This window comes from Bartonella sp. W8167 (assembly GCF_016100335.1).
Classification (GTDB): domain Bacteria; phylum Pseudomonadota; class Alphaproteobacteria; order Rhizobiales; family Rhizobiaceae; genus Bartonella; species Bartonella apis.
Genome location: NZ_JACFSQ010000001.1, coordinates 147,494 through 172,652, shown reverse-complemented (window position 1 = coordinate 172,652; position 25,159 = coordinate 147,494). Strand labels below are relative to the sequence as shown.

Annotated in this window: 20 protein-coding genes, 1 tRNA gene, 1 pseudogene and 4 CRISPR repeat arrays; of the genes and pseudogenes, 7 read left to right on the top strand and 15 right to left on the bottom strand. The window is 45.7% G+C overall.

All coding sequences use genetic code 11. From position 1 onward, the window contains the following. Positions 1 to 70 precede the first annotated feature (70 nt). Together H3V12_RS00600 and H3V12_RS00595 are read left to right on the top strand one after the other, a co-directional pair. The gene (locus tag H3V12_RS00600) at positions 71 to 265 is read left to right on the top strand and encodes a hypothetical protein (protein ID WP_198212027.1); all 195 of its coding nucleotides are present in this window, start codon (positions 71 to 73) and stop codon (positions 263 to 265) included. Positions 266 to 328: 63 nt separating this feature from the next. After that, a CRISPR array of direct repeats spans positions 329 to 958; the repeat unit is 36 nt; unit sequence GTTGCGGCTTGACCGCATTTTCTAATCTGTTACAAC. Between the two features lie 732 nt (positions 959 to 1,690). Next, positions 1,691 to 2,086, top strand: coding sequence for a hypothetical protein (locus H3V12_RS00595; RefSeq protein ID WP_198212025.1), 396 nt, complete (start codon positions 1,691 to 1,693; stop codon positions 2,084 to 2,086). Between the two features lie 619 nt (positions 2,087 to 2,705). Here H3V12_RS00595 and H3V12_RS00590 read toward each other — a convergent pair. The 3 genes from H3V12_RS00590 to rplU form a co-directional block, all read right to left on the bottom strand. Beyond that, the gene (locus H3V12_RS00590; RefSeq protein WP_225868304.1) at positions 2,706 to 3,305 is read right to left on the bottom strand and encodes a GNAT family N-acetyltransferase; all 600 of its coding nucleotides are present in this window, start codon (positions 3,303 to 3,305) and stop codon (positions 2,706 to 2,708) included. A 116-nt stretch (positions 3,306 to 3,421) separates the two neighbouring features. After that, positions 3,422 to 3,691, bottom strand: coding sequence for a 50S ribosomal protein L27 (gene rpmA, locus H3V12_RS00585; protein ID WP_075868982.1), 270 nt, complete (start codon positions 3,689 to 3,691; stop codon positions 3,422 to 3,424). 22 nt (positions 3,692 to 3,713) lie between these two features. Further along, on the bottom strand, positions 3,714 to 4,199 hold the full coding sequence (gene rplU, locus H3V12_RS00580; protein WP_075868983.1) for a 50S ribosomal protein L21: 486 nt from the start codon (positions 4,197 to 4,199) through the stop codon (positions 3,714 to 3,716). 518 nt (positions 4,200 to 4,717) lie between these two features. Between rplU and H3V12_RS00575 the strand changes: the two genes are divergently transcribed. Beyond that, a tRNA-Ser gene (locus H3V12_RS00575) sits at positions 4,718 to 4,807 on the top strand. A gap of 184 nt (positions 4,808 to 4,991) precedes the next feature. Beyond that, a CRISPR array of direct repeats spans positions 4,992 to 5,292; the repeat unit is 36 nt; unit sequence GTTGCGGCTTGACCGCATTTTCTAATCTGTTACAAC. A 607-nt stretch (positions 5,293 to 5,899) separates the two neighbouring features. Next, positions 5,900 to 6,532: direct repeats of the CRISPR family, unit length 36 nt; unit sequence GTTGCGGCTTGACCGCATTTTCTAATCTGTTACAAC. 255 nt (positions 6,533 to 6,787) lie between these two features. Here H3V12_RS00575 and H3V12_RS00570 read toward each other — a convergent pair. Beyond that, complete coding sequence (locus H3V12_RS00570; RefSeq protein ID WP_198212023.1) at positions 6,788 to 7,240, bottom strand: WYL domain-containing protein; 453 nt, start codon at positions 7,238 to 7,240, stop codon at positions 6,788 to 6,790. A 561-nt stretch (positions 7,241 to 7,801) separates the two neighbouring features. Between H3V12_RS00570 and H3V12_RS00565 the strand changes: the two genes are divergently transcribed. Then, entirely contained in the window at positions 7,802 to 7,987 is a 186-nt protein-coding gene (locus H3V12_RS00565) for a hypothetical protein (RefSeq protein WP_198212021.1), read from the top strand. Positions 7,988 to 8,013: 26 nt separating this feature from the next. Then, positions 8,014 to 8,843: a CRISPR direct-repeat array (repeat unit 36 nt; unit sequence GTTGCGGCTTGACCGCATTTTCTAATCTGTTACAAC). A gap of 71 nt (positions 8,844 to 8,914) precedes the next feature. On the opposite strand, the pseudogene cas2 reads toward H3V12_RS00565, so the two are convergent. The 5 genes and pseudogenes from cas2 to cas9 all read right to left on the bottom strand — a co-directional run. Continuing rightward, a pseudogene (gene cas2 / locus H3V12_RS00560) lies at positions 8,915 to 9,196 on the bottom strand (CRISPR-associated endonuclease Cas2); the annotation flags it as partial. Between the two features lie 67 nt (positions 9,197 to 9,263). Continuing rightward, entirely contained in the window at positions 9,264 to 9,554 is a 291-nt protein-coding gene (locus H3V12_RS11100; protein ID WP_198215819.1) for a hypothetical protein, read from the bottom strand. Next, positions 9,520 to 9,627: a CRISPR-associated endonuclease Cas1 gene (locus H3V12_RS11135; RefSeq protein WP_246713125.1), complete on the bottom strand. Its 108-nt coding sequence runs from the start codon at positions 9,625 to 9,627 to the stop codon at positions 9,520 to 9,522. The genes H3V12_RS11100 and H3V12_RS11135 overlap by 35 nt, the downstream gene beginning before the upstream one ends. Before the next feature lie 252 nt (positions 9,628 to 9,879). Beyond that, positions 9,880 to 10,077 (bottom strand): hypothetical protein, encoded by a 198-nt coding sequence (locus H3V12_RS11130; protein WP_246787454.1) that lies wholly within the window; start codon positions 10,075 to 10,077, stop codon positions 9,880 to 9,882. A gap of 203 nt (positions 10,078 to 10,280) precedes the next feature. Then, positions 10,281 to 13,559 carry a type II CRISPR RNA-guided endonuclease Cas9 gene (gene cas9 / locus H3V12_RS00550; RefSeq protein ID WP_210326769.1) on the bottom strand — a complete coding sequence of 1,093 codons (3,279 nt, stop codon included), beginning with the start codon at positions 13,557 to 13,559 and terminating at the stop codon, positions 10,281 to 10,283. A 481-nt stretch (positions 13,560 to 14,040) separates the two neighbouring features. On the opposite strand from cas9, the gene H3V12_RS00545 reads away from it, so the two are divergent. After that, on the top strand, positions 14,041 to 15,531 hold the full coding sequence (locus H3V12_RS00545; RefSeq protein WP_198212019.1) for a histidine-type phosphatase: 1,491 nt from the start codon (positions 14,041 to 14,043) through the stop codon (positions 15,529 to 15,531). Positions 15,532 to 15,827: 296 nt separating this feature from the next. Here the strand turns inward: H3V12_RS00545 and H3V12_RS00540 are convergent, their stop codons facing one another. The 5 genes from H3V12_RS00540 to ptsP form a co-directional block, all read right to left on the bottom strand. Continuing rightward, positions 15,828 to 16,709, bottom strand: a complete 882-nt coding sequence (locus H3V12_RS00540; RefSeq protein ID WP_198212017.1) for an HAD family hydrolase — start codon at positions 16,707 to 16,709, stop codon at positions 15,828 to 15,830. Positions 16,710 to 17,031: 322 nt separating this feature from the next. Beyond that, positions 17,032 to 17,172, bottom strand: coding sequence for a hypothetical protein (locus H3V12_RS00535; protein ID WP_198212015.1), 141 nt, complete (start codon positions 17,170 to 17,172; stop codon positions 17,032 to 17,034). Between the two features lie 97 nt (positions 17,173 to 17,269). Continuing rightward, positions 17,270 to 19,030, bottom strand: coding sequence for a fructose-specific PTS transporter subunit EIIC (locus H3V12_RS00530; RefSeq protein ID WP_198212013.1), 1,761 nt, complete (start codon positions 19,028 to 19,030; stop codon positions 17,270 to 17,272). Positions 19,031 to 19,057: 27 nt separating this feature from the next. Then, positions 19,058 to 19,990, bottom strand: coding sequence for a 1-phosphofructokinase (gene pfkB, locus H3V12_RS00525; protein ID WP_198212011.1), 933 nt, complete (start codon positions 19,988 to 19,990; stop codon positions 19,058 to 19,060). Continuing rightward, the gene (gene ptsP / locus H3V12_RS00520) at positions 19,987 to 22,488 is read right to left on the bottom strand and encodes a phosphoenolpyruvate--protein phosphotransferase (RefSeq protein WP_343211704.1); all 2,502 of its coding nucleotides are present in this window, start codon (positions 22,486 to 22,488) and stop codon (positions 19,987 to 19,989) included. Before ptsP ends, pfkB begins: the two co-directional genes overlap by 4 nt. 168 nt (positions 22,489 to 22,656) lie before the next feature. On the opposite strand from ptsP, the gene H3V12_RS00515 reads away from it, so the two are divergent. Further along, positions 22,657 to 23,673 (top strand): LacI family DNA-binding transcriptional regulator, encoded by a 1,017-nt coding sequence (locus H3V12_RS00515; RefSeq protein WP_198212007.1) that lies wholly within the window; start codon positions 22,657 to 22,659, stop codon positions 23,671 to 23,673. 38 nt (positions 23,674 to 23,711) lie between these two features. Next, positions 23,712 to 23,900 (top strand): hypothetical protein, encoded by a 189-nt coding sequence (locus H3V12_RS00510; protein ID WP_078039863.1) that lies wholly within the window; start codon positions 23,712 to 23,714, stop codon positions 23,898 to 23,900. 64 nt (positions 23,901 to 23,964) lie between these two features. On the opposite strand, the gene H3V12_RS00505 is transcribed toward H3V12_RS00510, so the two are convergent. Further along, complete coding sequence (locus H3V12_RS00505) at positions 23,965 to 24,912, bottom strand: NAD(P)-dependent oxidoreductase (protein ID WP_198212005.1); 948 nt, start codon at positions 24,910 to 24,912, stop codon at positions 23,965 to 23,967. Between the last annotated feature and the right edge of the window lie 247 nt (positions 24,913 to 25,159).

Genomic DNA, 25,159 nt, shown 5'->3' with positions numbered 1-25,159 from the left:
ATTCCGGATGCCGACTTTTTAAAAATCAAAATGGCTATATTTCCGCATTCAATTATTATGGCAGTAAACATTGGCTAAGCGATCTGCAAAAGACACGCTCGGAAGTAATATTTATAACGACTTTACTTCAAACGATGCCGGAAATTTTGAGAAAGCGGAAAAAGAAAAATTTGACGACACCGTTGGGTCGCCCCCCCCAACACCAAAAAGGTGGCGTTCCGGATGGCTCGGTGTCCAAGAAAAATATAATGTAATTGAAAAATAAATTCAACAAACAGTATCAAGAAGTAAGTAAAGATTGATTATGACGAAGTTTTACCGGCGTTCCGTCGCAACTTGACCCCATTTTCTAATCTGTTACAACTTCATCAATTCAAGTGCCTTACTGGTTAAGTTGCGGCTTGACCCCATTTTCTAATCTGTTACAACAAACCCGCACCCTTTTGCTGGCGAAAAAGAGTTGCGGCTTGACCGCATTTTCTAATCTGTTACAACAACTAAAATGAGCACAAACCGCCCATGGTAGTTGCGGCTTGACCGCATTTTCTAATCTGTTACGACTACAGTGTCGCGTGGCGTGTCCTTGACGCTGTTGCGGCTTGACCGCATTTTCTAATCTGTTACAACGCGTGTAAAGTGAACGCCCTTTATCAAATGGTTGCGGCTTGACCGCATTTTCTAATCTGTTACAACCCAGTTTCCTTAATTGCGTTTGTTGATGCTGTTGCGTCTTGACCGCATTTTCTAATCTGTTACAACCAAAGGCTATCTCGTTAACCTCATTGTCAGTGTTGCGGCTTGACCGCATTTTCTAATCTGTTACAACGTCTAGCGCGTCGTTTATTTGGGAAACAGTGTTGCGGCTTGACCGCATTTTCTAATCTGTTACAACTTTCTAGCAGATGCAAAAAGGGTGCTGTATGTTGCGGCTTGACCGCATTTTCTAATCTGTTACAACCGATGTCCACTTAACCCTTTGTTTTATAAGGTTTAAGTGGATATTTTTTTTAAAAAAATGCTATTTTTCATTAAAATAACACCGGTAAATTTCGATTTTTTTGACGTGTCATTCACGTTTTCCCCGAAAATCTAACAAGATTTTCACATTGCTTGGCAATTCTGAAAGGTGGTTAAATCTCTCACCGTTTGAAACACCTTGGAACACCTTTAAAATTAGCATTTGCTAACAACGAACAACCTATAATCAGGCCTTATCGTCTCTGCTGTTCCAGAAGCCACTTATATTCCCGATGAAATCGGGAGATTGACGATGATGAGCCAGTATCAAAGCAAAAAACGGGTAACCGATATTCGATTGAGAAGAAACCTGCCGCAAGCCACGACAATTCACGAAGTATAAAGCGCACAAATCACGGTAAAGGCAAGCAAAAGAAGTATATCACAGAAAGGAAAGTAACACGCCGGGGGGCCGGAAATGCAATCCCCACATCGCTAAAAGCCATGGCGTTCCTTACTCGGCGCAGCTTAAATATAACAGAATAAGAGGAACAAATCAATGAATAACGTAATTAAGTAAGTAAAGATTGAGTATAGCGACGTTTTATCAGCGTTCTATTGCGGTTTGACCGCATTTTCTAATCTGTTACAACGTCTCGTGCATACGGGAACGCAAATCTATCGTTGCGGCTTGACCGCATTTTCTAATCTGTTACAACTTTGGCGGTTAGTGATGCGGCGTCGATTGAGTTGCGGCTTGACCCCATTTTCTAATCTGTTACAACTTTTCCATCAGGCGCGTAGCGACTGTGGTAGTTGCGGCTTGACCGCATTTTCTAATCTGTTACAACGGCAGGGGAAAACAGAGAAGCCTAACGATGGTTGCGGCTTGACCGCATTTTCTAATCTGTTACAACAGCGGACAAACCGGCGCCAATGTCATCAAAGTTGCGGCTTGACCGCATTTTCTAATCTGTTACAACCAAAGACAACAATCCGTTTGAGTTTTGGTAGTTGCGGCTTGACCCCATTTTCTAATCTGTTACAACATCTGGTGATGTTCCCGTCAACACGCGGCAGTTGCGGCTTGGCCGCATTTTCTAATCTGTTACAACCGATGTCCACTTAACCCTTTGTTTTATAAGGTTTAAGTGGATATTTTTTTCAAAAAAAATGCTGTTTTCATTAAAATAACACCGGTAAATTTCGATTTTTTTGACGTGTCTTCCACGTTTTCTCTAAAAATCTAGCAAGATTTTCACATAAGTGCACGATCAATTTGCTTATCTGTAAGGTACACAAAATATCGAAATTTCATCGTTCGGGCAAGGTTGTTACGATCTTCCTAAAACAGGATAAGCCGGCATGTTCGGGCTTTTTTTTTAGAAAGACCTCAAGCCATTTTGTGAACCGCTGTTTCCATTTTTTAGGAAAGCTTTTGATAATATACTGGTGAATGCGTCGTGCTACTTAACAAGAAGTCCGCTTTGATAAAGCGGACTTTAAGATAGCGTGATAAACCGTAAGACAGCGAGTTAAACCGGTTTGTCGCATCCGTTTTGCTTTTGTCAATTTTTAAGCGTGGCTAAAATGAAAAAGCCTGCACCACTCGGCAAGGCTACCCCAATCGGCTCGATTAAAACGGCCTCATCAGGCCTTTTTTATAAAAGGCCTGATTGTTCGATCAAGCTTTTAAGGCCTGCTTGTTCAGCCAAGCTTTTAAGGCCTCATTATTGAAGCGGGCTTGCTCAGGCGCATTTACTCAACTGGCCAATCCATTTTTCGCGTTCGAGGACATAATTGTCGGCGATAACCAGACCGGAAACCAGCGAGTTTTGTTCAGATGTTCCGATATATTCAAAGCCCTGTTTTTCGATAACGCGGCGGGAAGCTTTATTGGCCGCGAAATTCGAAACATAAAGCGCATCAATATCGGTTGCGCGGAAAGCGGCATCAATCAGGCTGCCAACCGCTTCAGTTGCATAGCCTTTATTCCAATAGGGTTTGCCAATCCAGTAACGCAGGCTCAAGCCTTCGCCCTCTTCGCGGTCCTTTATATGACAGGCGCCGATAAATGCGCCATCTTCGGCTTTTGTAATGGCATAGGCGCAATAGCCCATCTCGCCCGCCACCGAACGAAGAATGTATTCTGCTGCATGTTTTCGTGTGAATGGAAAAGGCACAGATTGAAGCATGGCAGATACATTCCGGTTGTTGGCGAGATCGGCAATGGCGTCCATGTCTTCTACATTGGGTGCGCGTAAAACAAGCCTTTCAGTTACCAGAACCGGGCAATCCAAGGTTCTGGGCGGCCTCTTTCTTATTTCTTCTAATAATTCAGTGCTCATAGTTACCTCCTGGAGCAAAAGAAAAAGGGAAGGATGGTGTCCCATCTTTCCCTTTAATTTGCTTTGGAAGCTAACCGGGGTCCAACGGGACGCCGGTTTTATTTAAGAGCTCCGGCTTACTCTGCTGCCTCCGCCATCGGAATCACCGACACATAGGAGCGGTCATTCGCTTTGACGCAGAAAGATACTTTGCCCGCTTTAAGGGCAAATAATGTATGGTCTTTACCCATGCCGACATTTTCGCCAGGGTGCCATTGTGTGCCGCGTTGCCGGATAATGATGTTACCCGGAATAACTGCTTCACCACCAAATTTTTTAACGCCTAGGCGTTTTGATTCTGAATCGCGACCGTTACGCGAGGAACCACCAGCTTTTTTGTGTGCCATGGTTGTTCTCCTTTAATCTCTCTTACTTTTCCGACTTTTTAGCGGCTGCCTTTTTCGGCGCTGCTTTTTTTTCGGTTGTTTCTGTTTTGGCTTTCTTTGCAGCCGGTTTTTCAGCCTTTGGTGCTGCCTCTTTGGCGGCTACCGGTTTTGCTGCTTTTTCAGCCGGCTTTGTTGCAGCCTTGGAAGGCTTTGCACCACCTGTAAGAATTTCGGAAATGCGAATTGTGGTGAATTCCTGACGATGACCACGAATGCGCTTCGAATTCTGGCGGCGGCGCTTTTTGAAAGCAATAACTTTGCGTGCACGTGCCTGTTCAACAACCTCTGCTGTTACCAACGCATCGGCAACCACAGGAGTTCCGATTGTTGCTGTTTCACCTTCGCCAACAACGAGAACCTGATTGAACTCCACAATATCGCCGGCATTGCCAGCGACCTTTTCAACTTTCACAAGTTGGCTGGGGGAAACACGGTATTGTTTACCACCCGTCTTGATGACTGCGAACATTTTTTACCCTTTCGTTCCATCCGGATCTTGTCCAACACTTCAAAGCGATGAGACAGCCCGTCTTTTTATCAGTCGTTAAAACTATCAGTCTTTTAAAATTTGCCAGCCCTAAAAACCCACCGGCATAATTTTAAACAAGTGCAGATACATTTTTTCACATAAATGTAGACACACTACGCCTTTGGCCGATTTATGCAGAAGTTTTCTTCACTTGTCAATCGACTAGCTTTAAAAAACCGGAAAGCTTTTTGTGAATTAACCGGCAATCATGGCAAAAAACCGGAAGCTCTCTAAAACAAATAATTTTTTGTCGGGTAAACAGCAATAGGCCGGAAAAACTCTGATGCGTTTTAAAAAACGCGGCCCGGGCCCCGCGCAAAAATGAACAAAACAAAGTTGAAATGGTGAGCGGAATTTTCCAAAAAAACAAAAAAGGGGCTTGTGTCAAAGCCAATTGCCAGCTATTTAGCCGCTAACGCGCTCGGATGTTTGTTTAACAAATAAAGTTCGCCTTTTATGGAGAGGTGGCTGAGTGGTTGAAAGCACCGCACTCGAAATGCGGCATAGGGGCAACTCTATCGGGGGTTCAAATCCCTCCCTCTCCGCCATGATTTTCCTTTTCTTTGAAACGACTTCTTTAGTTATGCGCCCGTTCGGAATGGCCGCGCTTGACCGCATTTTCTAATCTGTTACAACGTGTTGCCATACATCCTTAACGCGTATCCGGTTGCGGCTTGACCGCATTTTTTAATCTGTTGTGTTCAGGCTGCAATATTGGCTTTCTTGACCATGCTTGCAGCCTGATCGCATTTTATAGGCTGATATAACTTTCATTAGCATGTGTTAGAAAGGTGTTGAGTTGCGGCTTGACCGCATTTTCTAATCTGTTACAACGTTGAGGCGTTAGGAAAAGTCGCGGCTGTAGTTGCGGCTTGACCGCATTTTCTAATCTGTTACAACTCTCGAATGTATTCGATTTTCCACGTGTTTTGTTGCGGCTTGACCGCATTTTCTAATCTGTTACAACCGCCCGTATGGACGCCGACGAAGATGATCCGTTGCGGCTTGGCCGCATTTTCTAATCTGTTACAACGATATCCACTTAACCCTTTGTTTTATAAGGTTTAAGTGGATATTTTTTTAAAAAAAAATGCCGTTTTTCATTAAAATAACACCGGTAAATTTCGATTTTTTTGACGTGCCTTTCACGTTTTCCCTGAAAATCTAACAAGATTTTCACATTGCTTGCCAATTCAGAACCGATGTTCGTCGCTCACCGCTTGGAACACCTCCTGTAATTGGCATTTGGTATCAACGAGCAACCTATAATCAAGCCTTATCGTCTCTGCTGTTCCAGAAGCCATTCATATTCCCGATGAAATCGGGAGATTGACGATGATGAACGACTATCAAAGCAAAAAACGGTTAGCCTGCATTCGATAGAGAGGAAACCTGCCGCAAGCCACGACAGTTCCTGAAGTATAAAACAAACAAATTGCGATAAAAACCAGAAAAAGAAGTATATCACAGCACGGAAAGTAACACGCCGGGGGGGCCGGAAATGCAATCCCCACATCGCTAAAAGCCATGGCGTTCCTTACTCGGCGCATCTTAGATATAACAGAATAAGAGGAACAAATCAATGAATAACATAATTAAGTAAGTAAAGATTGAGTATAACAAGATTTTGCTACCGTTCTGTTGCGGCTTGACCGCATTTTCTAATCTGTTACAACCTGCTGCTGTTGCTGTTGAGCAAACTGTTGGTTGCGGCTTGACCGCATTTTCTAATCTGTTACAACGCACCACGCAGGCGACATCGATGATCGCATGTTGCGGCTTGACCGCATTTTCTAATCTGTTACAACTCAAAATTAAAACCAAAGATGCCGGCGTTATGTTGCGGCTTGACCGCATTTTCTAATCTGTTACAACGCAACCATATATCGAGCATTTTACCAAAGAGTTGCGGCTTGACCGCATTTTCTAATCTGTTACAACGAGCATCAAGACCATTCCGCCAAGCACTATCGTTGCGGCTTGACCGCATTTTCTAATCTGTTACAACAAGGATTGCCATTGATACCCCTGCCTCTAGGTTGCGGCTTGACCGCATTTTCTAATCTGTTACAATGTGCTTGTTATTGACGAGTCCCATATGATAGTTGCGGCTTGACCGCATTTTCTAATCTGTTACAACGCTGGTCAATTCCAGCCATCGGGGCCATCAGTTGCGGCTTGACCGCATTTTCTAATCTGTTACAACTTTGAAGAGAATTTTTCGCGGGGGATCGCGCGTTGCGGCTTGACCGCATTTTCTAATCTGTTGCCAGCACAATCCAAAATCATCCTGTCAGGCAACCACTAGCCGCGCATTGACAACACGTCAGATGGTATTTAGCGACGCGTGTTTTTCGTGCCTTTGGAAATCCGAGTCCCAAAAGAAAACGTTGGCCATACTTTGCCAAACAACAACACGCGGCGATTTTGGAAAGTAAAAAGGGCACGACTATTTGTAAAGGCATTCGCGTCAAGTCGGAGTTTGTCCAACCCGCAGGCTGTGAAGCGAACACATGAAGAGAGTAACTTCAGTATCGCTCCCACAAATAGCGTCCAAGGTTAGCAATTTCCTGATTATTTTGCATGTCGCGTGCCGACAGAATGCGATCGTTGCGAAAGCTGCGCATGGCATTGCGGACAGTGCAAAAAGCATCAATATAGATTGTTGCTTTGCCGGCTATCCGATAGATATTCAGAGGCTCTATTACACGCTCGGTTATCACGCCGTCCCTGTCAACATATTCAATCATAAACTGAATATTATCGGTGATGCGATGGTTCGTTGCCTCGCCCGGTGTGACAAATTCTAGATTTTCAGGACGGATGGAAGTATCAAGTAGATTAGTCTGATAATTCTGCCGTGGTTCAGGATTGATGGGGTGCTCGGTGCGCCGTCTTATCACGTGCCCAAGCTTTCCTATTGCAGCGAAGCAGCACAGTATAAAGCCAACCAGAAGCCATATGCTCACTATTACATCCATTTTGTTCCTCCCCCTGCAATGCTACACCGTTTAAACATTTACACACAATAGCGTTGCGGCTTGACCGCATTTTCTAATCTGTTACAACCACGCGACATGTTAGATGCCGCAGATATTAGTTGCGGCTTGACCGCATTTTCTAATCTGTTACAACCGATGTCCACTTAACCCTTTGTTTTATAAGGTTTAAGTGGATATTTTTTTAAAAAAAATGCTGTTTTTCATTAAAATAACACCGGTAAATTTCGATTTTTTTGACGTGTCTTTTACGTTTTTCCTAAAAATCTGACTATATTTTCACTTAAGTGAACAATCAATTTGCTTGTCCCTTAAGGCAAAAAGAATATCGAACTTTCATCGTTCAGGCAAAGGTGTTTTAATCCGTAAACGTAAGCATCCTATCAAAGCGACATCGGAAATTTATTCATCAATCACTGAACACGAAATTTTGGAAAACGAATTTTAAAAAGTCAAAATGGCTATGTTTCCGCATTCAATTATTATGGCAGTAGACATTGGCTAAGCGATCTGCAAAAGATACGCTTGCAAGAGCTACTTATAATGACTTTACTTCAAACGATGCCGGAAATTTTGAGAAAGCGGAAAAAGAAAAAATTGACGACACCGTTCGGTCGCCCCCCCCAACACCAAAAAGGTGGCGCTCCGGATGGCTCGGTGTCCAAGAAAAATATACTGGAATTGGCAAATAATATCAACAAACAGCATCATGAAGGAAGTAAAGATTGAGTATAATGACATTTTTCCAGCGTTCTATTGCGGCTTGACCGCATTTTCTAATCTGTTACAACTTTGCAGAGCAACCAGTTCCGCCATTTCTTGTTGCGGCTTGACCGCATTTTCTAATCTGTTACAACAACCTTAAGCATAGAGACGGTTATCATTTTGTTGCGGCTTGACCGCATTTTCTAATCTGTTACAACCACCCAGTCGATGTCTACCAAGAACGACGAGTTGCGGCTTGACCGCATTTTCTAATCTGTTACAACCGGCGGCGAGAAAACTTGCTTCAAGATCAAGTTGCGGCTTGACCGCATTTTCTAATCTGTTACAACTAGCGTCGGTAATTGATGCCGACAGTCATAGTTGCGGCTTGACCGCATTTTCTAATCTGTTACAACTTATAATGACGGCGGCGGCTTTGCATCTTTGTTGCGGCTTGACCGCATTTTCTAATCTGTTACAACTTGCAAAATATTCGGCAAGTTTGTCGCGGCCGGTTGCGGCTTGACCGCATTTTCTAATCTGTTACAACTCAGTTGCAAATAGTGTCTTTGTAAAATTCGTTGCGGCTTGACCGCATTTTCTAATCTGTTACAACGCCCTGCCACGAGTGGCGTAGGTGCGAGTAGTTGCGGCTTGACCGCATTTTCTAATCTGTTACAACGGGATTGGTCTTCACTTCCTCGATCATTCTGTTGCGGCTTGACCGCATTTTCTAATCTGTTACAACAGCTTTGGGAATGTTGAACAATAGCGTTAAGTTGCGGCTTGACCGCATTTTCTAATCTGTTACAACCCCACTGTTTCACAGCACCAAACGAATAATGTTGCGGCTTGACCGCATTTTCTAATCTGTTACAACCGATGTCCACTTAACCCTTTGTTTTATAAGGTTTAAGTGGATATTTTTTTTAAAAAAAATACTGTTTTTCATTAAAATAACACCAGTTGGGCGGGATTTTTTTGACGTTTCCTACGTGCTTGATCGGAAAATCTTACGATATTTTCATATTGCTTGTCGGTAAATTGGAAAATATAGATGTTCCCTCGTTCAGGCAAGGAGGATTCGATCTTCCTAACATAAGATTCGAATTGTTCTTTTCCGTTACAGAAACGCAGATAATTCGAGAACTGGCTCATCTCGAAGCCAATATCCAATAAAAATTGTCTGAATTTCGTTGCGTCGTGGCGCTGTTTTCTTGTCTCTACCGGTAAGTCGAAAGTAACTCATATCCACATTAATCGATACCCGCTTAAATGTTTAGGACCCGATGTTGCACGCTCAAGATAGGCTGTCATAATTGTCATTTTCTCCCCATGCGTCATCAATTTGGACCGGATCGTTTTGCAAAGAAAAAATTGAACGTTCATCGGGTAAAGCCAACTTGACCTTTCCCGTTTCAAAACTTTCCGCAACCGAATGTACAAAGTATTGAACTTGCTGGCTGACAGGCGACGTTCCCACATGACTTTTCAAATCAAGTGTTGAAAGTGAAGCAAGATAAGTTTTTACCTCGGCATCAACTTTTGTTTTTCCTTTAAGTAAGCAGGTGGAAGACCAGGCGATCAACAAAAGGACGATAAGGTTCCATCAAATCATCAGCAAGCGCGAAGGCGTTGGCACGATGTGAATGAAAAACGCCCAATGTTGGATGACAGCACAAATGGCGCGTGAAACAAGTGCACGTAGAACGATGTAACCATAATTTAAAAGGCTGTTGATACCTCCTTGTGCTATGTCACGCTTGAAGGCGGTTCCGAATAATGCTTTCCAATATTTTCGGGCGGCCTGTGCTTCCTTATTTTCCGGGTCACCGCTACGCACCTGACGGGCAATGGAGACAAAAGCCGCCCCCTCTTTGCCACAAGCTTTGAGCACTGCGCCTTGTAGCCTGATTTTACAACGAACGATTTCTGCCCAAATCTGTTTTTGTATCGGCTTTGGTGCCGAAGCCTTTCGCTTTCATCCGCACAGCTTGAACAGAATGGCCTTCTACCGGCCAAACGATAGCAACCGGACGGTGGTTATTTCCACATAAAACGATTGGAATAGAGCGTTCGGACAATTCGATAAAGACGTGATTTGTTGAGCTCAAACTCATAAGAATGAGTAATTAAGGCTCCAATATCATCAAGTGCAACCCGTCCCACTTCCGCTTCTCGATTGGAAATGGTTAAAAAACCTCTTTTTATGGCAAGGTGTAAGCCATCAGCAGGTATGTCAACTATTCTTTCCATGAAAAGAGCATGCCGCAAAACGGCATGTTCTCAACAGTTTTTTATAAACAGGGTTAATTTCCTATGACCTTGCCTGTTTGGACTCCCGGTCCTGCGCACCGGGGTCGAAAACGCGCCCCATTTCATCCACACGAATTTGCCGGAATTGCATTTTTTTCAACCCCGTTGCTGTTTTAACAGTCAATTTAAAGGGGTCGTTTTTGTTGGAATCCCTCGCCGATACATCCGCTTCATTATGGGGAGCAAAAAATATTTGACCGTTTTGACCGAATTTGACAATGCGGGCAATCACATGTCCTTTTTCCGGATCATTATAAGCCACCATATCATTTTGTTGCAGGCTCAACACTTTGCGCGCTGTGGGGTTATCTTTATGAAATTGCGAACTCCATTTTGGTTGGTGCGCATCAAACATTGAAACAACTTCGCTAATCCATTTGCCATCCAAAGTTTCCCAAACATCATAGCGATAGTTTGAATTTCCCATATAGCCTTTATAAGCTTTGCCATTTTTGTCTTTTATTTCAATGACATTACGAGGCAGGAGCACCCTGACATGGCGGATACCCTTATAAAGCTTATGGTCACGTGCAAAACGGAGCAAAGCTTCCTGAAATTCTTTTTTGTCCAAACCTTGCGTTGCACTATAAAGCTCGGCTTGTAAATTCTCGTCACGAATTTTTGGAATATCTGTACTTTCGAGCGACAAGAAATTCTCTCTCGTGACAACAAGTTTATTGTCCTTGTCATCCTTTTCATCGGTTAGGCCGTAGGCTGTTTCATTGTGCAACTGTCCGGCGGTTTTGCCCTTGCCTTGAGCGTAACCGGCACGGCTTATTGTGCCGTGATCCTGCTTATGGCTGATGATGATTTTGTCGACAACGTCTTTCGCGTCGTTCCTGAAATTCTCCCACGGCAAAATTTCGGAAACTGCCTTTTTGACAAAATTCTCGAAATCTTCGCCCTCGAACCTTCCGGCAGCCGTTGCAATACGTTTTAAAAGCGAGCGCGTTGTGACGCCGATCACCATGGCATCAATGGCATGATGGCGGTGATCCTTACGGTTTTTGGGATGATTTGCGTTTTCATCACCTTCAGCTGCAAGCAGAGAATTTAACCCCCAATTGCGACGAAGCAATTCTGTTAACTTGCCAGGAATTGCCCATACATGTTGAACTTTTTTGAACTCGTCATCCGCATTCACCTCTTCCCCCGGATAAAGGCTATCAAAATATTCGCGGGCAAGCTTTGCCAGATATTGGGTATCTGTCAATTGACGGGCAAGAAAGTCCCGATTTTCTTCGGCTTTTTTCATTGCACCGCGTGTAAAACGCCATTGCTTGTTTTTTGGCAATATTTTTGCCCGTTCGATAAGTTCGTCATAACGGCCTTGCCATTCTGACACTTCATCCGGTGCGCGATTGCGTTTCACTCTGTTTTCTTCGCGCAAACAGAGAATTTTATTGGCGTTACTATCATCAAGCGTGCGTGAAAAAGGCAATATATGATCGATTTCCACTTCGCCGGAAAACAGCATCGGTTCGGTTATAGGTATTCCTGAATAAATGGACTTTCTATCGTTCGGGTCATCTCCGAGTTCTTCCCAGAGTTTCAGTAATAGCCGGTTATAACCATTGTCTCTTTTGCCGATTTCCCCAAGTTGTTCGGACCGTCTTATAGCTGCATCAGTATTATTCTTGATCGTTTTATTAACTTTACGTTTTTGCTCTTGCGACAATGGCAGGTCGCGCGCAAGTTCAACCACAATTTGCCACGGCTTGCCATAAGCCTTGATGAGACGGTTGGTGAGGCGACGAACCTGATTGAGCCCGATATGAACTGTGGGATTGGTGAGCCTGCCCTTATAAATGTCATAAATATCATTCTTGTCGCCGGTTCCCGGAACAATATGGCGTTCCAGAACCTCCTGATAGCGTGGTAACTCGTCCAATCCCTTCCAATTGCGATTTGCCAATGAATGATCGAAACCGCTACGATGGGCCGCTTCGGCTTCGCTAATCACATCCTTCTTCAATTGTTCCAGAATTTTCGATGTTGCTGTAATGCCAAAACGCCCATAACCGTCAGGCAGATTGGCATTGATGATTTCAGCCCGCTGTTCATCCGACAGTTTCGGGAATTTGCCCTTCAACCATTCTTCGAGTTTATCGGGATTTTCTTCATTCTCCAGTTGGTCAATAATTTCGCGCTGTTGCTCTATTGAAAATTTTCCCCAATCGGCCCCGAAAAGTTCCGGTTTTGAAAAGACCGAATAGACTTCATCGCCCGTTAACTGCTTGCGATTTTCGGTTTCTTTATTAAAGCGCCCGCCTGTCGGAATTTTCAACGCTTTGCGAAGTGCCGCAAATGTTTTTGTTTTGGCCGGACGCATCAATGTGATGAGTGTATCGCGCTCTTCCATGGTCAATTTGCGTTGTGACAAATCGGGAAGGATAATCGCCAATTCATTGATTTCTTTATAGAGGCGGAATTGTTGAAAAAGCGGGTCGGATTTGGGAAGTCTCAATTCGCCTTCAACCAAAGTGCAGAAGCCCACTTTCTGTTCTTTAAGCGGGCGCTGGAAGAACATGACATGGAACAATTCTTCTTCCCGCTCTTTTGTTAAAACATCGGGATAATATTCCGCCTGCGCTTGCCAGATTTTGTGAAACTCGTCTTCAAGCATGGAACGTTCGGGATAAAAGGCGTAAGCCTTATCTGTCAACGCTTCGGAATTGGCGCGAAGGCGCACGACATGCCCCTCTTCCCGCCTTTTGGCAAGATAAGCGCCCAAAGTCGGCGCGTGGCTTTGGTGCATCAAGCCTGACAATTCTTCAATACCGACAGCAATTTTGCCTTTTTCATTGCTTTTACGGTCGGCTTTACGGTTGGATTTGAAGCCGCGCCTTTGCCCGATATGGAAAAGCGCACGCGCCACATAAGCCAAGGGTAATTTTTCTTCAAGTGCTCGTGCTCTTAACGAATAGGGGTCGGTCTTTTTATCTGTAGAACCGGATGGTTTGTCATTCGTTTCAAGAAGTATTTTATCCCGCTCGGCTTTATCTTCAGGCAAAAGGCCATAGCCTATCAATTTATCCAATGTTCTTTTCCTGCGACGGAGATAACGGTCGCGCATGCGGGAAGCCGAACGAACGGTACGCCGCCTTACCGCTAACGGGTCACCACTTTGCGGATCCCGACCATCACTAAAAATACGTGCACCGGCATTGAGAATTTTTACCGCTTCCTGCTTGTTGTTTAATTGAAAAACCGCCCAGCCGATAGAATTGGTGCCAATATCGAAAGAAAAACGAACATTGGAATAATTTTCTGCAGTCATAACCGCTCCCCTCACGCAAAATCGTTGAAAAATTTAAACAAGAGGAAAAAATAAGCAAGAATAAAAAACTATTGACAACTGGTTATTTTCATATAGTTTAATGTTCACAGATTAGAAAATGCGGATCTGGCTGTTAACAAGCTAGATATGCACCAAATAAGACAGCTCCTCAGGGGGCTGTTTTTTATTGTACTTTCATTTATTTTCTTGGATTTTTTCTCGCACGGGTTTCGTGGTTGTTTACGTATCATTTATTTAGCGGACTAGTCATCATTCCGGCCACTTTGTGCTTGGTGGAAAAAAAGAATGCTATCTTTTGAAGGCGGAATAGCTTTTGCCCAAAAATAGCGGCGGGAAATATCCGGCTTTTTTTGCATTCTTTCCTGTTAAAAAAGCGCGTAATGACTATTTGTGAAATTAACGACATTCTTTCGAGTGGAACGACGATTTTTTGAAGCCGGAGCTTGAAGGCGATTAGCACATGAAAAAATCAACCGACATGTCTATTGCGACAATCCGTTTTTTGCGGGCCAAAATATGTCGCTTGATGGCGGTTTTCATTGTCGTTTTGTTGTTGAGTTTGTCTATATCAAAACCGGAGGCGATAGCCGGTGATGATTTTTCCGATTACACATTGGACAAGGTGGTGGTTTTGATGCGCCATGGCGTGCGCCCGCAAAACGACACCGCAAAACTCGATCACGCAACCGGCCGGAATTGGCCGCAATGGTTAGTTCCCGACGGCAATTTGAGCGGTCATGGCTATGCGGGAATTGTTGACCAATCCCGCTATATGTTTGAAAACTGGAAAAGCGAAGGCCTTGCACTCTCCTCCCCTTGCCCGAAGAAAAATGAAGTCTTCATCTGGGCAAGCCCGATCGAGCGAACTGTTGCAACAGCGCAAGCTTTAACCGACGGCATGTTTCCCGGTTGTGGTGTCGTGGCTGATCATTTGCCGCTTCAGAGAAAAGACCCGCTTTTTCAATCTGTGGAAATGGGGCTGGCGCACCCTGACCCGAAAAAGGTTGACAATGAAGTGCTGGAGGCCATGGGCGGTTCGCCCGAAAAAGCCGCGCAAAAATATGCCGATGATGTGGAGCTGTTGCGCCAAACCGTGTGTGGAAAAAACCCGAAAGACTGCCAATTTTTGGATGAACAATGGGGTTTCAAAAAAACAAAATCCGGAAAATACAAATTGACCGGCCCTGTCTCGTCTGCCAGTGCAATTTCGGAAACAATCCGCTTACAATATAGTGAAGGATTACCCCTTCAGGATGTGGCATTCGGGCACGTCAAAAATGCGGGCGATGTGTTGAAGCTCATGAGCCTTCATGCAGCAAAATATGATCTTCTCGACAATACAATGGAAATTGCACGAACCGGCGGCAATATTTTAATGCATGAAATAACAAATAGCCTTACTGCCGGTAGCGTGGCGAAAAACAAAGAGAGCTTTCCGGAACTCAGTTTCCCCCTTGTTATATTTGTCGGCCATGACACCAATATTTCACAAATCAAAACCATATTGGATTTTCATTGGACACTTGCTTCCTATCCGGCAGATGATATTCCCCCCGGTGGCATGTTGATATTCAAGCGTTATAAAAATAACAAAACCGGCCGCTTGGCCGTGCAATTGTCATTTGCTGCGCGAACACTTGATGAATGGCGGTTTTTAACGCCGCTTTCTGAGAAAAACCCGATTGCCCGCGAAATTTATACCAATCCGGAATGCAGTTTATCCGGAAAAGATGAAAACAGCAGAAGGGACGAGAAAGGGGATAAAACGCCGGAAAAAGCAAAAAATGCTGAAACGCCCGAAAAACAGGATGGCACCAAAACAACGCAAAAAAACGAAAGCGCGAAAAGTGGTGCTTCTGATCTTGGGACGCTTTGTGATCTTGAAACTTTTATCAGCCTCTATCGTGATAAACTTGACGATATTCCCGATGACCTTCCGCTATTCAAATGAGACTTTATTGGTTTGAAGATGGTTTTACAATTTTTTTAAAGAGGCGTTGCACGTTTGGCAAAAAGAAGCGGATATGGCTCACATTAATTTAGTGCGGTTTTTTGAAAATCAGGCAAGCTACAAACAACCGCAAAACAATTGACAGTGTTTGAAAGACTTTTGCAGTGCAATTTTCCAGTGGCTTTTCCGGAAAGATTTTGCCCCCCCAATCAAAAAGATTGGATTGTTCTGACTAACATTTCCCGCTTTCAAAATTGGCGGGGTTGGCAGAATTTCGGGCTCTTGAAAAGAGGTAACTATTGATCGCTCTTTTTGGCACGGGCTTTTCGCGGTTGTTTTTTATGATAGAGCAGATTTTTAAGGGCAGCGCGTGCGGCTACAACATCAATATTTGCCTTGATGACCTCTTCAAGTTTGCTGCCTTCCGAATAATTTGCCGGTAAAACACATTGGACACGGCCATCATCAATATATTTCAATGCTGTTTCGTGCGCACCATTTTTATTGGCTTTATAAACCGCAATAGAAAGCCCGCCCTGATCTTTGACAAGGCGAAAACAGGGAACATCTGTTGTTCCGTCGCCAATATAGACCATATTTTCAAAGGGAACGGGACGGTCTGCCTTGTTCACATATTGATTGACCTTGACATCGTCGCTCAGATCGAACGCGCCTTTATTGATGCGGAAAAGATATTGTGTTTTGGTTGTGTAATTGACGGCCAAGGCTGGAGAAAAAGCAACACCATTTGCGTCGAACAAGAATTTGGATGCGTAAATTTCAGTAAACTCTCTTGCGATCGCCGTTCCGGCAATAATTTCATAATTTCCTGAAGAAAGCAGGTAATGTTTAACCTCTACCCCTTTTGATTTTCCGTAAATGTTGATGCGTTGAAACCAGCTTTTCACGCCATTGAACAATTTGACCGTTTCGCCAAGTTTCTTGAAATCTTCGCGCCGTACCGGAACTTCGGCGGCATCAGCTTTGCGGAGCATCCGGCTCATATAGATGAGCACGTTATCGCCCTGATTTTCCTTTGCCAGTTGATTGACCTCTTCCCAGAAATCCTTCGGCTTCATACCGATATTGGGCAAAAACTGCGCTTCTTGCATGTTACCGTCGGCCAATGTGCCATCAAAGTCATAGGCGATTGCCATTTCCGGTTTGCTATTTGTCATCAACTTTGCCTTTCAGATTGCCTTACTGGCTAGCGTTTTGAGAGCTTTTTCAAAAGCCCGCCACGGTGCGCCAATTAATAAAATCTCTCACCGGAAAAAAAGCAAGTAAAGGCAATGTTTCCATTGTATTTCTTTATTCAACAACGTTTCCACAACTTAAGGTTTTAAAACGAATGTTTTTAGTACAGGTTGTAAACTTTCGCCTCCGGTTTTTAAAGGCAAAATGAATTGGTGCAGCGAGTGCTTTTGACTTACTAAATGAAATTTTTGAAACTTTTTTCTGATAAGCTGTTCTACTTGATTATCGCCAAAATGCCAGATTTCATTGTGGCCAATTGAAAGCAAGTTTGAAGGGAGCAAGGGCAATGAGCGTCGCACCGTCAAGGCGTTTTTTCCAACAAAGCTGTTCCGGTTTTGTGACCTCGCGCCCCAAGCAAAATTTTGTAAAACTCGTTTTAGTCAATCACTTTCCGCGTGAAACCGCTTTCTGCATGAAAACATTTTCCGCATGAAACCGCTTTCCGCCATAAACTCCTATGGCGGAAAGGAAGCTATATTGTTCAGGACTTTTTTTCTGCCGCAACAAGCGGTTGTTTCAAAACCCCGAGCACAATTGTGGTGACAATGGTACCAATAATAAGGGCTGCAAAATAGCCGAGATAATTGATAACGACACCCGGAATAAAGGCAAGGAAAATGCCGCCATGGGGAGCGCGGAGGCCCGTGCCGAGCCCCATAGCAATGGAACCGGCAACACTAGACCCCACAACAAGCGCGGGAATGACACGGAACGGGTCGCGCGCGGCAAAAGGAATGGACCCTTCGCTAATGAAAGCAAGCCCCAGAATGAAGGTTGATACTTTCGAGGAGCGTTCGTCGGTTGTAAAGCGGTTGGGAAAAATCCATGCGGCAAGTGCCAAAGCCATAGGCGGAGTCATACCGGCAATCATGGTTGCGGCAATCGGCCCGTAAACGCCAGATGAAATGAGTGCAACCGAAGTTGCATAAGCCGCCTTGTTGACCGGCCCGCCCATATCAACCGCCATCATGCCGCCGATAATGGCGCCAAGGAGATAGGCATTGGTGCCTTGCAAGCCTTTGAGCCATTCGGTGAGGAAATTAAGCAGTGCTGCGACCGGCGTTCCGATGGCAAACATCATCAACAGGCCGGTTATCAATGTGGCAATGAGTGGCAAGACCAGAACCGGCATCAAGCCTTGCAAGCTTTTGGGCAATTTGATCCATTTGATGGCAAGGCGAACCGAATAACCGGCAATGAAACCGGCAAAAATGCCGCCAATGAAACCGGCACCGATATTTTGCGACAATAAACCGCCGATCATCCCCGGCGCAATGCCCGGCCGGTCGGCAATCGAATAGGCAATAAAGCCCGCAAGTGCCGGCACCATTAAAGCAAAACCGCCCTTGGAGCCGATAACAAAAAGTGCATTGGCAAATGTGCCTTCCTGACTGGTGACACCGACGCCGCCAATGGCAAAGGACAACGCAATCAAAAGCCCGCCCGCAACAACAAAGGGAAGCATGAAGGAGACGCCGGTCATCAAATGCTTGTAGACACCGCCGGCAGTTTCGCTCATTTCAGCACTTTCCCCGTCCTGAACCGCTTTCTGCTTTTGCACTTCAGCGCTTTCAATGGCTTTTTTTATTAAAGCTTGGCCATTATTGATGGCCGGTTTTGTCGGGCAGGAATAAACACGCTTTCCCGCAAAACGGGCACGGTCAACTTCGCGGTCGGCGGCAATAATAACAAGATCGGCTGCGGCTATTTCGGCCGCCGTCAAAGGTGTGCCGGCACCGACCGACCCTTGCGTTTCAACCCTGATTTCATGGCCTAAAGCTTTGGCCGCTTCTGTAAGCCCCTCGGCTGCCATGAATGTGTGGGCAATACCTGTCGGGCAAGATGTAACACCGACAATTTTAAGACTGCGATTGGCATCATTGACATCCTGATGAAGTTGATCAGAACCTGCCATTGTTTCTGTCGGGTTTTCTACCGGACCATTTTCGCCATCTCCCGAAAAAATAATGGCAGAAGGGTTTTTGAAGAGTTCTTCAAATGTCAGTCTTTGTAGTTGTCCTTTGAAGCTTTTCACGTGATCGCTTTGCCAATCATGATTGTTGCTCACAAGCAGCAAACTGTCGGCACCGGCATCTTTGGGAATGCGCGGCAAGGTTCCTGTCTCGACGATTTCAAGGCTTAAAGATGTGCCCCTTTCGCTTGCGGCTTTTTGAAGAACTTCACGGGCAAGCAAACTATGCACACCACCGCCCGCACCATCTATCAAGGCTATCAAAGTCATGTTGTTCTCCTCGTTCAAATGCGGCGATCAACTGACCCGCCGACATTCTACCTTTTGAGCCAAATTTTCGATTATCGTCTTTTCCGGCAAAGCCGGTCCGAATTTTTGAAGTTTGCCAACCGCAAAGGCTGTGCCAAGGCGCGCAATATCTTCAAGTTTTGCATTATCGGAAATACTTTTTGCAATGCCTGCAACCATGGCATCGCCCGCCCCGACTGTGCTTTTGACGCCCGAAAGCAAATATTGCGCGTGGATTGCCCCTTCACGCGAAACAAAAAGCCCGCCTTTTTCGCCCATAGAGACGGCAACAAGTGCCATTCCACGCTCAATCAAGGAGCGGGCAATGTTTAAAACCTCTCCCTCATTTTCAAGCTGTTGACCTGAAAAGGCCGAAAGCTCGTCAATATTGGGTTTGATAGCAAGGGGAAGTTTTTCCGCTTTCAACAATTCCTGAAGCGCTTTTCCGCTGCAATCGACAATAATTTTTGCGCCTTTTCCCGCCCTTTCAACCTCGTTTCTATAAAAACGCGGATCCATTTTCGGGGGAAGGCTGCCACTCATGACAATAAGCGCGCCTTCGGCGACAAAATCATCGACAATATTTTGTAATTTCGAGATTTCTTCCACCGTCGGGCTTACCCCTTGCAAATTGATGTCGGTGGTTTCGCCCTCGTCAACGATTTTGATATTGGTGCGCGTTTCCCCCTCATAGCGGATAAAGCGGTCTTCGATATGATGGCTTTGAAAAAGCTCTTCAAAAAGCCGGCTATTGGCATTTCCGAGAAAACCGGTGACCGCCGTTTTAACAGAAAAATCGGCAAGGCAGGCTGCCACATTAATCCCCTTGCCGCCCGCATTGAAACGCGCCTCTTCGGCACGGTGGACATGCCCGCGTTCAAGCTTTTTCAAATGGATTGTTTCATCAATTGCCGGATTGACGGTGAGTGTTGCAATTTTCATGACTTGGCCTCGTCAAGGGCGCGAACCTCTTCGGCGGTTTCACATTGCAAAGCCTTGTTGGCAAGCTTGCGCATATCGGCAAGGCTTTTTGCCCTGAGCCTTGCCTTGACCGTTGCAATATCGCGCGGGGTCATCGACAATTCATTGACACCAAGACCGGAAAGCAACATCGCCCCGAACGGGTCGCCGGCAATGCCACCGCAAACGCCCACCCATTTGCCTGCTTTTTCTGCTCCTGCAACCGTTCTTTCCACCATCCGCAAAACCGCAGGGTCAAGGCTGTCGGCTTCGGCTGCAAGATCGGGATTTTGCCGGTCAACCGCCATGGTATATTGGGTGAGATCATTGGTGCCAATTGAAAAGAAATCGACATGGGGAGCAAAAATATCGGCCATAATGGCAGCAGCCGGTACTTCGATCATAATGCCGATTTTCAACACCGGTGCGGCAAGATCTTTGCGGATTTCTTCGGCAAGCGTTTTCAACTCTCTGATTTCGGTGAGAGACATAATCATCGGAAACATAATCCATGGGTTCCCGCCTTCTTTGGCGGCGCGATAAATTGCGCGCAATTGCGGCACCAGCAGGTCTTTTCTGCGTAATAAAAGCCGTGCGCCCCTCACTCCCAAAAACGGATTATCTTCTTTCGGTAAATCAAGATGGGCAACCTGTTTATCACCACCAATGTCGAGTGCCCTGATAATGAGCGATTTGCCATTTAATGCCGAAAGCATATCGCGGTAGACCTTAAATTGCGTCTCCTCGTCGGGCGTTTCGGTGCTTTCCAGAAACAAAAATTCCGTGCGCATCAGCCCCACACCTTCACCCCCTTCATCCAATGCAAAGGCAACCTGATCGGGGCGGTTGATATTGGCGGCAATGTCGATCACATGGCCGTCGGTGGTTTTTGCGGGCTTTGCCCTTTCGGCAACTTCCTTTTCACGCTCTTCTGCCAATTTGACGATTTGTTTTTGTGCAGCCTCGACATCTTCCTTCGTGGGCGAAAGATATAAAATGCCGTTATAGCCGTCGACAATCGCGCTTTCGCCATTCTTTGCTTCAAAAACCTTGTTTCCTGCTGCAACCAGCGCAGGAATCCCCAAAGTGCGCGCAAGAATGGCCGTATGAGAGGTTGGCCCGCCCGATGCGGTGATGAGACCATGGACTTTTTCAGGGTCAAGATTGGCCGTGTCGGAGGGTGTTAAATCTTCCGCAACAATAATCGCCCCTTCACCGATATTCTCGAATGAACCTTTGGCATAAAGCGGGTCGATTTCGGCAAGGACACGCCCGCCAACATCGCGCAAATCCACCGCGCGGGCGGCAAGCAAAGGATTATCCATATGTTGAAGGGCATTGGCCGCCTCTTCCACCGCCTTGTTCCAGCTCCATGCCACGCCATGGCCTTCCGCCATCAAATGGCAAGCAGAAGAGATAAGATTGTCATCATCAAGAAGGGTGGCCTGTGCCTTGAAAATGGCAGCATCCGACGCGCCGATACGACGGGTTACATCATCGACAATCGCTTTCATCTTGTCTTTGGTGCGCCCCAAAGCGTTTTCAAGCCGTGCGGCATCTTCAGAAAGTTTGTCGGGCTTATCTTCGACTTCACCTGCCCCGTTTTCGAGAATGAAAATTGTACCGACAGAAAGACCGGGGCTTGCCGAGAGGCCGTCAATTCCCGCTTTTCCTGAAGGTGGCCGGAAGCCATAGATTTTCTTCGGTTTCACTTCCGCTTTTTCGGCCACTTCCCGCTCGCTTAAGGTGATTTTTCTTGCCATTAAAACCGCATCGCCCAGAAGCTGTTCACCATTTTCCGCATCGGTTGAAAAAACGAGCGTGTCACCATTTTTGCCGCCAAGTTGCAAGAGGCCGGCAAGGCTTGTCATATCGGCCTGACTTTTTCCATTGCGGACGAGAATTTTTTGTCCGCTTTTTTTGGCAAATTCCACCCAGATCGACGCCGGACGCGCATGAAGACCGGACGGATAATCAAGCACCCATTCTTTGGTCACTTGAAGATCGGCAGCCTCACTTTCTGGTGCATCATCATTTTCGACAAGGGCTGCCATAATGACCGATTTGTCGCCCGTCGTTTCAAGTTTTTGCAACGCGTCGGGATGGCTGAGAAGGCGGGTCAATCTTTTTAAAATTTCAATATGGCCGTCGGAATTGGCGGCGATAGCAAAAATCAGTTTTGCCTTTTCGCCATTTTGCCAATCCACCCCGTTTGGAACCTGAATAACCGAAATCGCATCACGGTTGACAAGGTTGCGGTCTTCCACCATGCCATGGGGAATGACAACGCCCGAACCAAGCCACGTATTGGCAACCTTTTCACGCGCCAACATGCTTTTTCCATAAGCCGGTTCAATTGCGCCTTCATCAACGAGAAGTTGAGCGGCGGCAAGAATGGCCGACTCCTTGTCGGGAAAATCCGCATTCAACAAAATTGCATTTTCGGAAAGAATTGCTGTCTTTTCAGATGCTGCTGCCACGGGTTTCCTCCCTCGGGCTTTTTCAAAATGAATTGAAAACGTTTTCTTGAAAAATATCAAGCAACTGTTTAATTCTGTCATATAATTTTACAGCAAATTCTGGAAACGTTTTCAAGGAAAAAACGCCTATTTATCGTGTTCAGGCACGAAGAAAGAAAGAAAAATCGAATGGCTGCCACAATTAAGGATGTTGCAAAACTTGCCGGTGTTTCGGCTGCCACCGTTTCGCGTGCTGTTTCCGGTAAAGTTGTGAGCCATGAATTGAAAAGCAAAGTGGAAGAGGCAATCCTTGCCACCGGTTACCGGCCGAACCTTGCCGCCCGCCGTTTGCGAGGGCATAGCAATGATATGATAGGCCTTATCATTGCCGATATCAGAAACCCGTTTTTTACCCGCTTTGCCCGCGCAATCGACGATATTGCCAAAACGAAAAACCAGCATGTGATCTTATGCAATACGGATGAAAATTTCGAGCAGGAAAAGGCCTATCTCGACTTGATGGAGGAAGAAAATGTTGCCGGCATCATTCTTTCTCCCACGCTTTTAACAAGCCGCAAACACATAACAAGCCGCAAAACGAGACCGGCAAAACTCCAACGCCCGCTTGTTCTTGTTGATCGCACGCCCGATGAAATGATTTATGATTCAGTGCTTATCGATAATCATGCTGCCGCCAAAAAACTTGTGCACCACCTTTATGAAAATGGCCGGAAAAACATTCTTTGCCTTTACGGAGCGGATAGCCGAACCGGTTTTGAACGGCAAAAAGGCTTTGATGAAGCAATCAACGCACTTCACCTTTCCGGTGAAAGTGTAGCCATAAAACACGGAAAAGATAATTTGGCGAAATCTTTAAAAAATGCGCTTGCAAAAAATCCCGATAGCGATGCGCTCATCGTCACCAACGGGGTTCTCGCTTTAAAAGCAGCGGCATTTTTAAAAAAAGCCGGTCTTGTTGTGCCCGATCAACTGGCTTTTGCCGCCTTTGATGACGAACCGTGGATGGAACTCGTCTTTAACGGCATTACAACCATTGCCCAGCCGGTTGGCGACATTGCCCGCGAAGCCTATCATTGTTTGATGGAAAGGCTCGAAAACCCGTTAAAACCGGTGCGGCAAACCGTTTTGAAAAGCAAATTGATTGTTCGCGGTTCAACCTTGAAAGCCCGCACGAGACAGATATGAAATACGGCACGGGGAAATAAGGCACGGGTTTTCTTGTTTTGGCACATTTGGAGCTTCCGGAATTGGGTTCACGCCCCGGATTCTTCTCTTCGACCCACGCTTTCAATGAAATACGCATGGGTGTTGAACCGGCCGATTTTGCCGCGCGGGTTCAAACGGCGAATAAAGCCGCCGCTTGCAAGAATGGTTCAGGCAAAGCAGGCGGCTTGTTATTTGACCGGCAATGAAAGCGCAGCGCATTCACCGCAACGCCTCGCAGCCAATTGCAACAGATAAACGGCTGCTACAGGATTATTGCGGGAGCCGTTTGATAAGGCTTGACGTATCAAGCCGGCCGCCATTTTCTGCCTGAATATCGGCATAAAACTGGTCGATCAAAGCAGTGACCGGCAAAACCGCGCCATTACCCCGCGCTTCGTCAAGGCAGATGCCGAGATCTTTTCTCATCCAGTCGACAGCAAAGCCGAAATCGAATTTGCCTTCAACCATAGTTGTGCCGCGGTTCGACATTTGCCATGAACCGGCCGCCCCCTTGGAAATGACATCAAGAACCTCGTTCATATCAAGGCCGGCTTTTTTACCGAAAGCAAGCCCTTCGGCAAGCCCCTGAACAGCACCGGCAAGGCAAATCTGATTGACCATTTTGCACAATTGCCCGCTACCGCTTTTTCCCAGCCGCTTTACCGAAATACCATAGGCTTTCATGACATCGGCGGTTTTTTCAAATATGTCCTTCTTGCCACCGCACATAATGGTGAGTTTGCCGTTCTCTGCACCGGCCTGACCACCCGAAACCGGCGCGTCGATAAAACCGATGCCGCATTTTTCCGCTTCCCCTTCAAGCTCGCGGGCAACCTTTGCCGAATCTGTCGTATGGTCGACAAAAACGCTCCCCCTTGCCATTGTCTTGAATGCGCCATCCTTGCCGGTTGTGACTTCTCTTATGTCATTGTCATTGCCGACACAGGCAAAAACAATATCCTGCCCCTTTGCCGCTTCGGCCGGTGTATCGGCTTTTTTGCCGTGAAACTCCTCTACCCATTTTTCAGCCTTTTTGGCCGTGCGGTTATAAACCGTCACATCATGGCCGGCCTTTTTCAAATGCCCTGCCATAGGGTAACCCATTACACCTAAACCGATAAAAGCCACTTTTGCCATTTTGCTACTTTCTATTTTGCCGCACGATTGTTTTTTTGTTCGATTGTTTTCTATTGGTCGGGTTTTATGAAAAAAATTCATAAGCCCAATGATCTTGATAGAGCTTATCAAATTCGTCTTGAAGAATATAGTTGTTATCAACCGGAAAAAGAATTGAGTCCAAAAAACAACCCGAAATAGAATTGTTGATTGCTATTTCCGGTTGAAACACTTGGATTTTGACCGGAAATTTTATTTGAAAAAATTGCGTTTTTAAAACCGGTAAAAAAGAGAATAACTGCTTGTAGAAGGTTAAGAAAATGCAAGCGGACGAGTGCAATTGCGAATG

Excerpts from the sequence above, each read along its gene's own strand:
- H3V12_RS00595 (WP_198212025.1), top strand. The coding sequence starts at position 1,691 with ATGCGGCGTCGATTGAGTTGCGGCTTGACCCCATTTTCTAATCTGTTA.
- H3V12_RS00590 (WP_225868304.1), bottom strand. The coding sequence starts at position 3,305 with ATGAGCACTGAATTATTAGAAGAAATAAGAAAGAGGCCGCCCAGAACC.
- rpmA (WP_075868982.1), bottom strand. The coding sequence starts at position 3,691 with ATGGCACACAAAAAAGCTGGTGGTTCCTCGCGTAACGGTCGCGATTCA.
- rplU (WP_075868983.1), bottom strand. The coding sequence starts at position 4,199 with ATGTTCGCAGTCATCAAGACGGGTGGTAAACAATACCGTGTTTCCCCC.
- H3V12_RS00570 (WP_198212023.1), bottom strand. The coding sequence starts at position 7,240 with ATGGATGTAATAGTGAGCATATGGCTTCTGGTTGGCTTTATACTGTGC.
- H3V12_RS00565 (WP_198212021.1), top strand. The coding sequence starts at position 7,802 with ATGACTTTACTTCAAACGATGCCGGAAATTTTGAGAAAGCGGAAAAAG.
- cas9 (WP_210326769.1), bottom strand. The coding sequence starts at position 13,559 with ATGACTGCAGAAAATTATTCCAATGTTCGTTTTTCTTTCGATATTGGC.
- H3V12_RS00545 (WP_198212019.1), top strand. The coding sequence starts at position 14,041 with ATGAAAAAATCAACCGACATGTCTATTGCGACAATCCGTTTTTTGCGG.
- H3V12_RS00540 (WP_198212017.1), bottom strand. The coding sequence starts at position 16,709 with ATGACAAATAGCAAACCGGAAATGGCAATCGCCTATGACTTTGATGGC.
- H3V12_RS00530 (WP_198212013.1), bottom strand. The coding sequence starts at position 19,030 with ATGACTTTGATAGCCTTGATAGATGGTGCGGGCGGTGGTGTGCATAGT.
- pfkB (WP_198212011.1), bottom strand. The coding sequence starts at position 19,990 with ATGAAAATTGCAACACTCACCGTCAATCCGGCAATTGATGAAACAATC.
- H3V12_RS00515 (WP_198212007.1), top strand. The coding sequence starts at position 22,657 with ATGGCTGCCACAATTAAGGATGTTGCAAAACTTGCCGGTGTTTCGGCT.
- H3V12_RS00505 (WP_198212005.1), bottom strand. The coding sequence starts at position 24,912 with ATGAATTTTTTTCATAAAACCCGACCAATAGAAAACAATCGAACAAAA.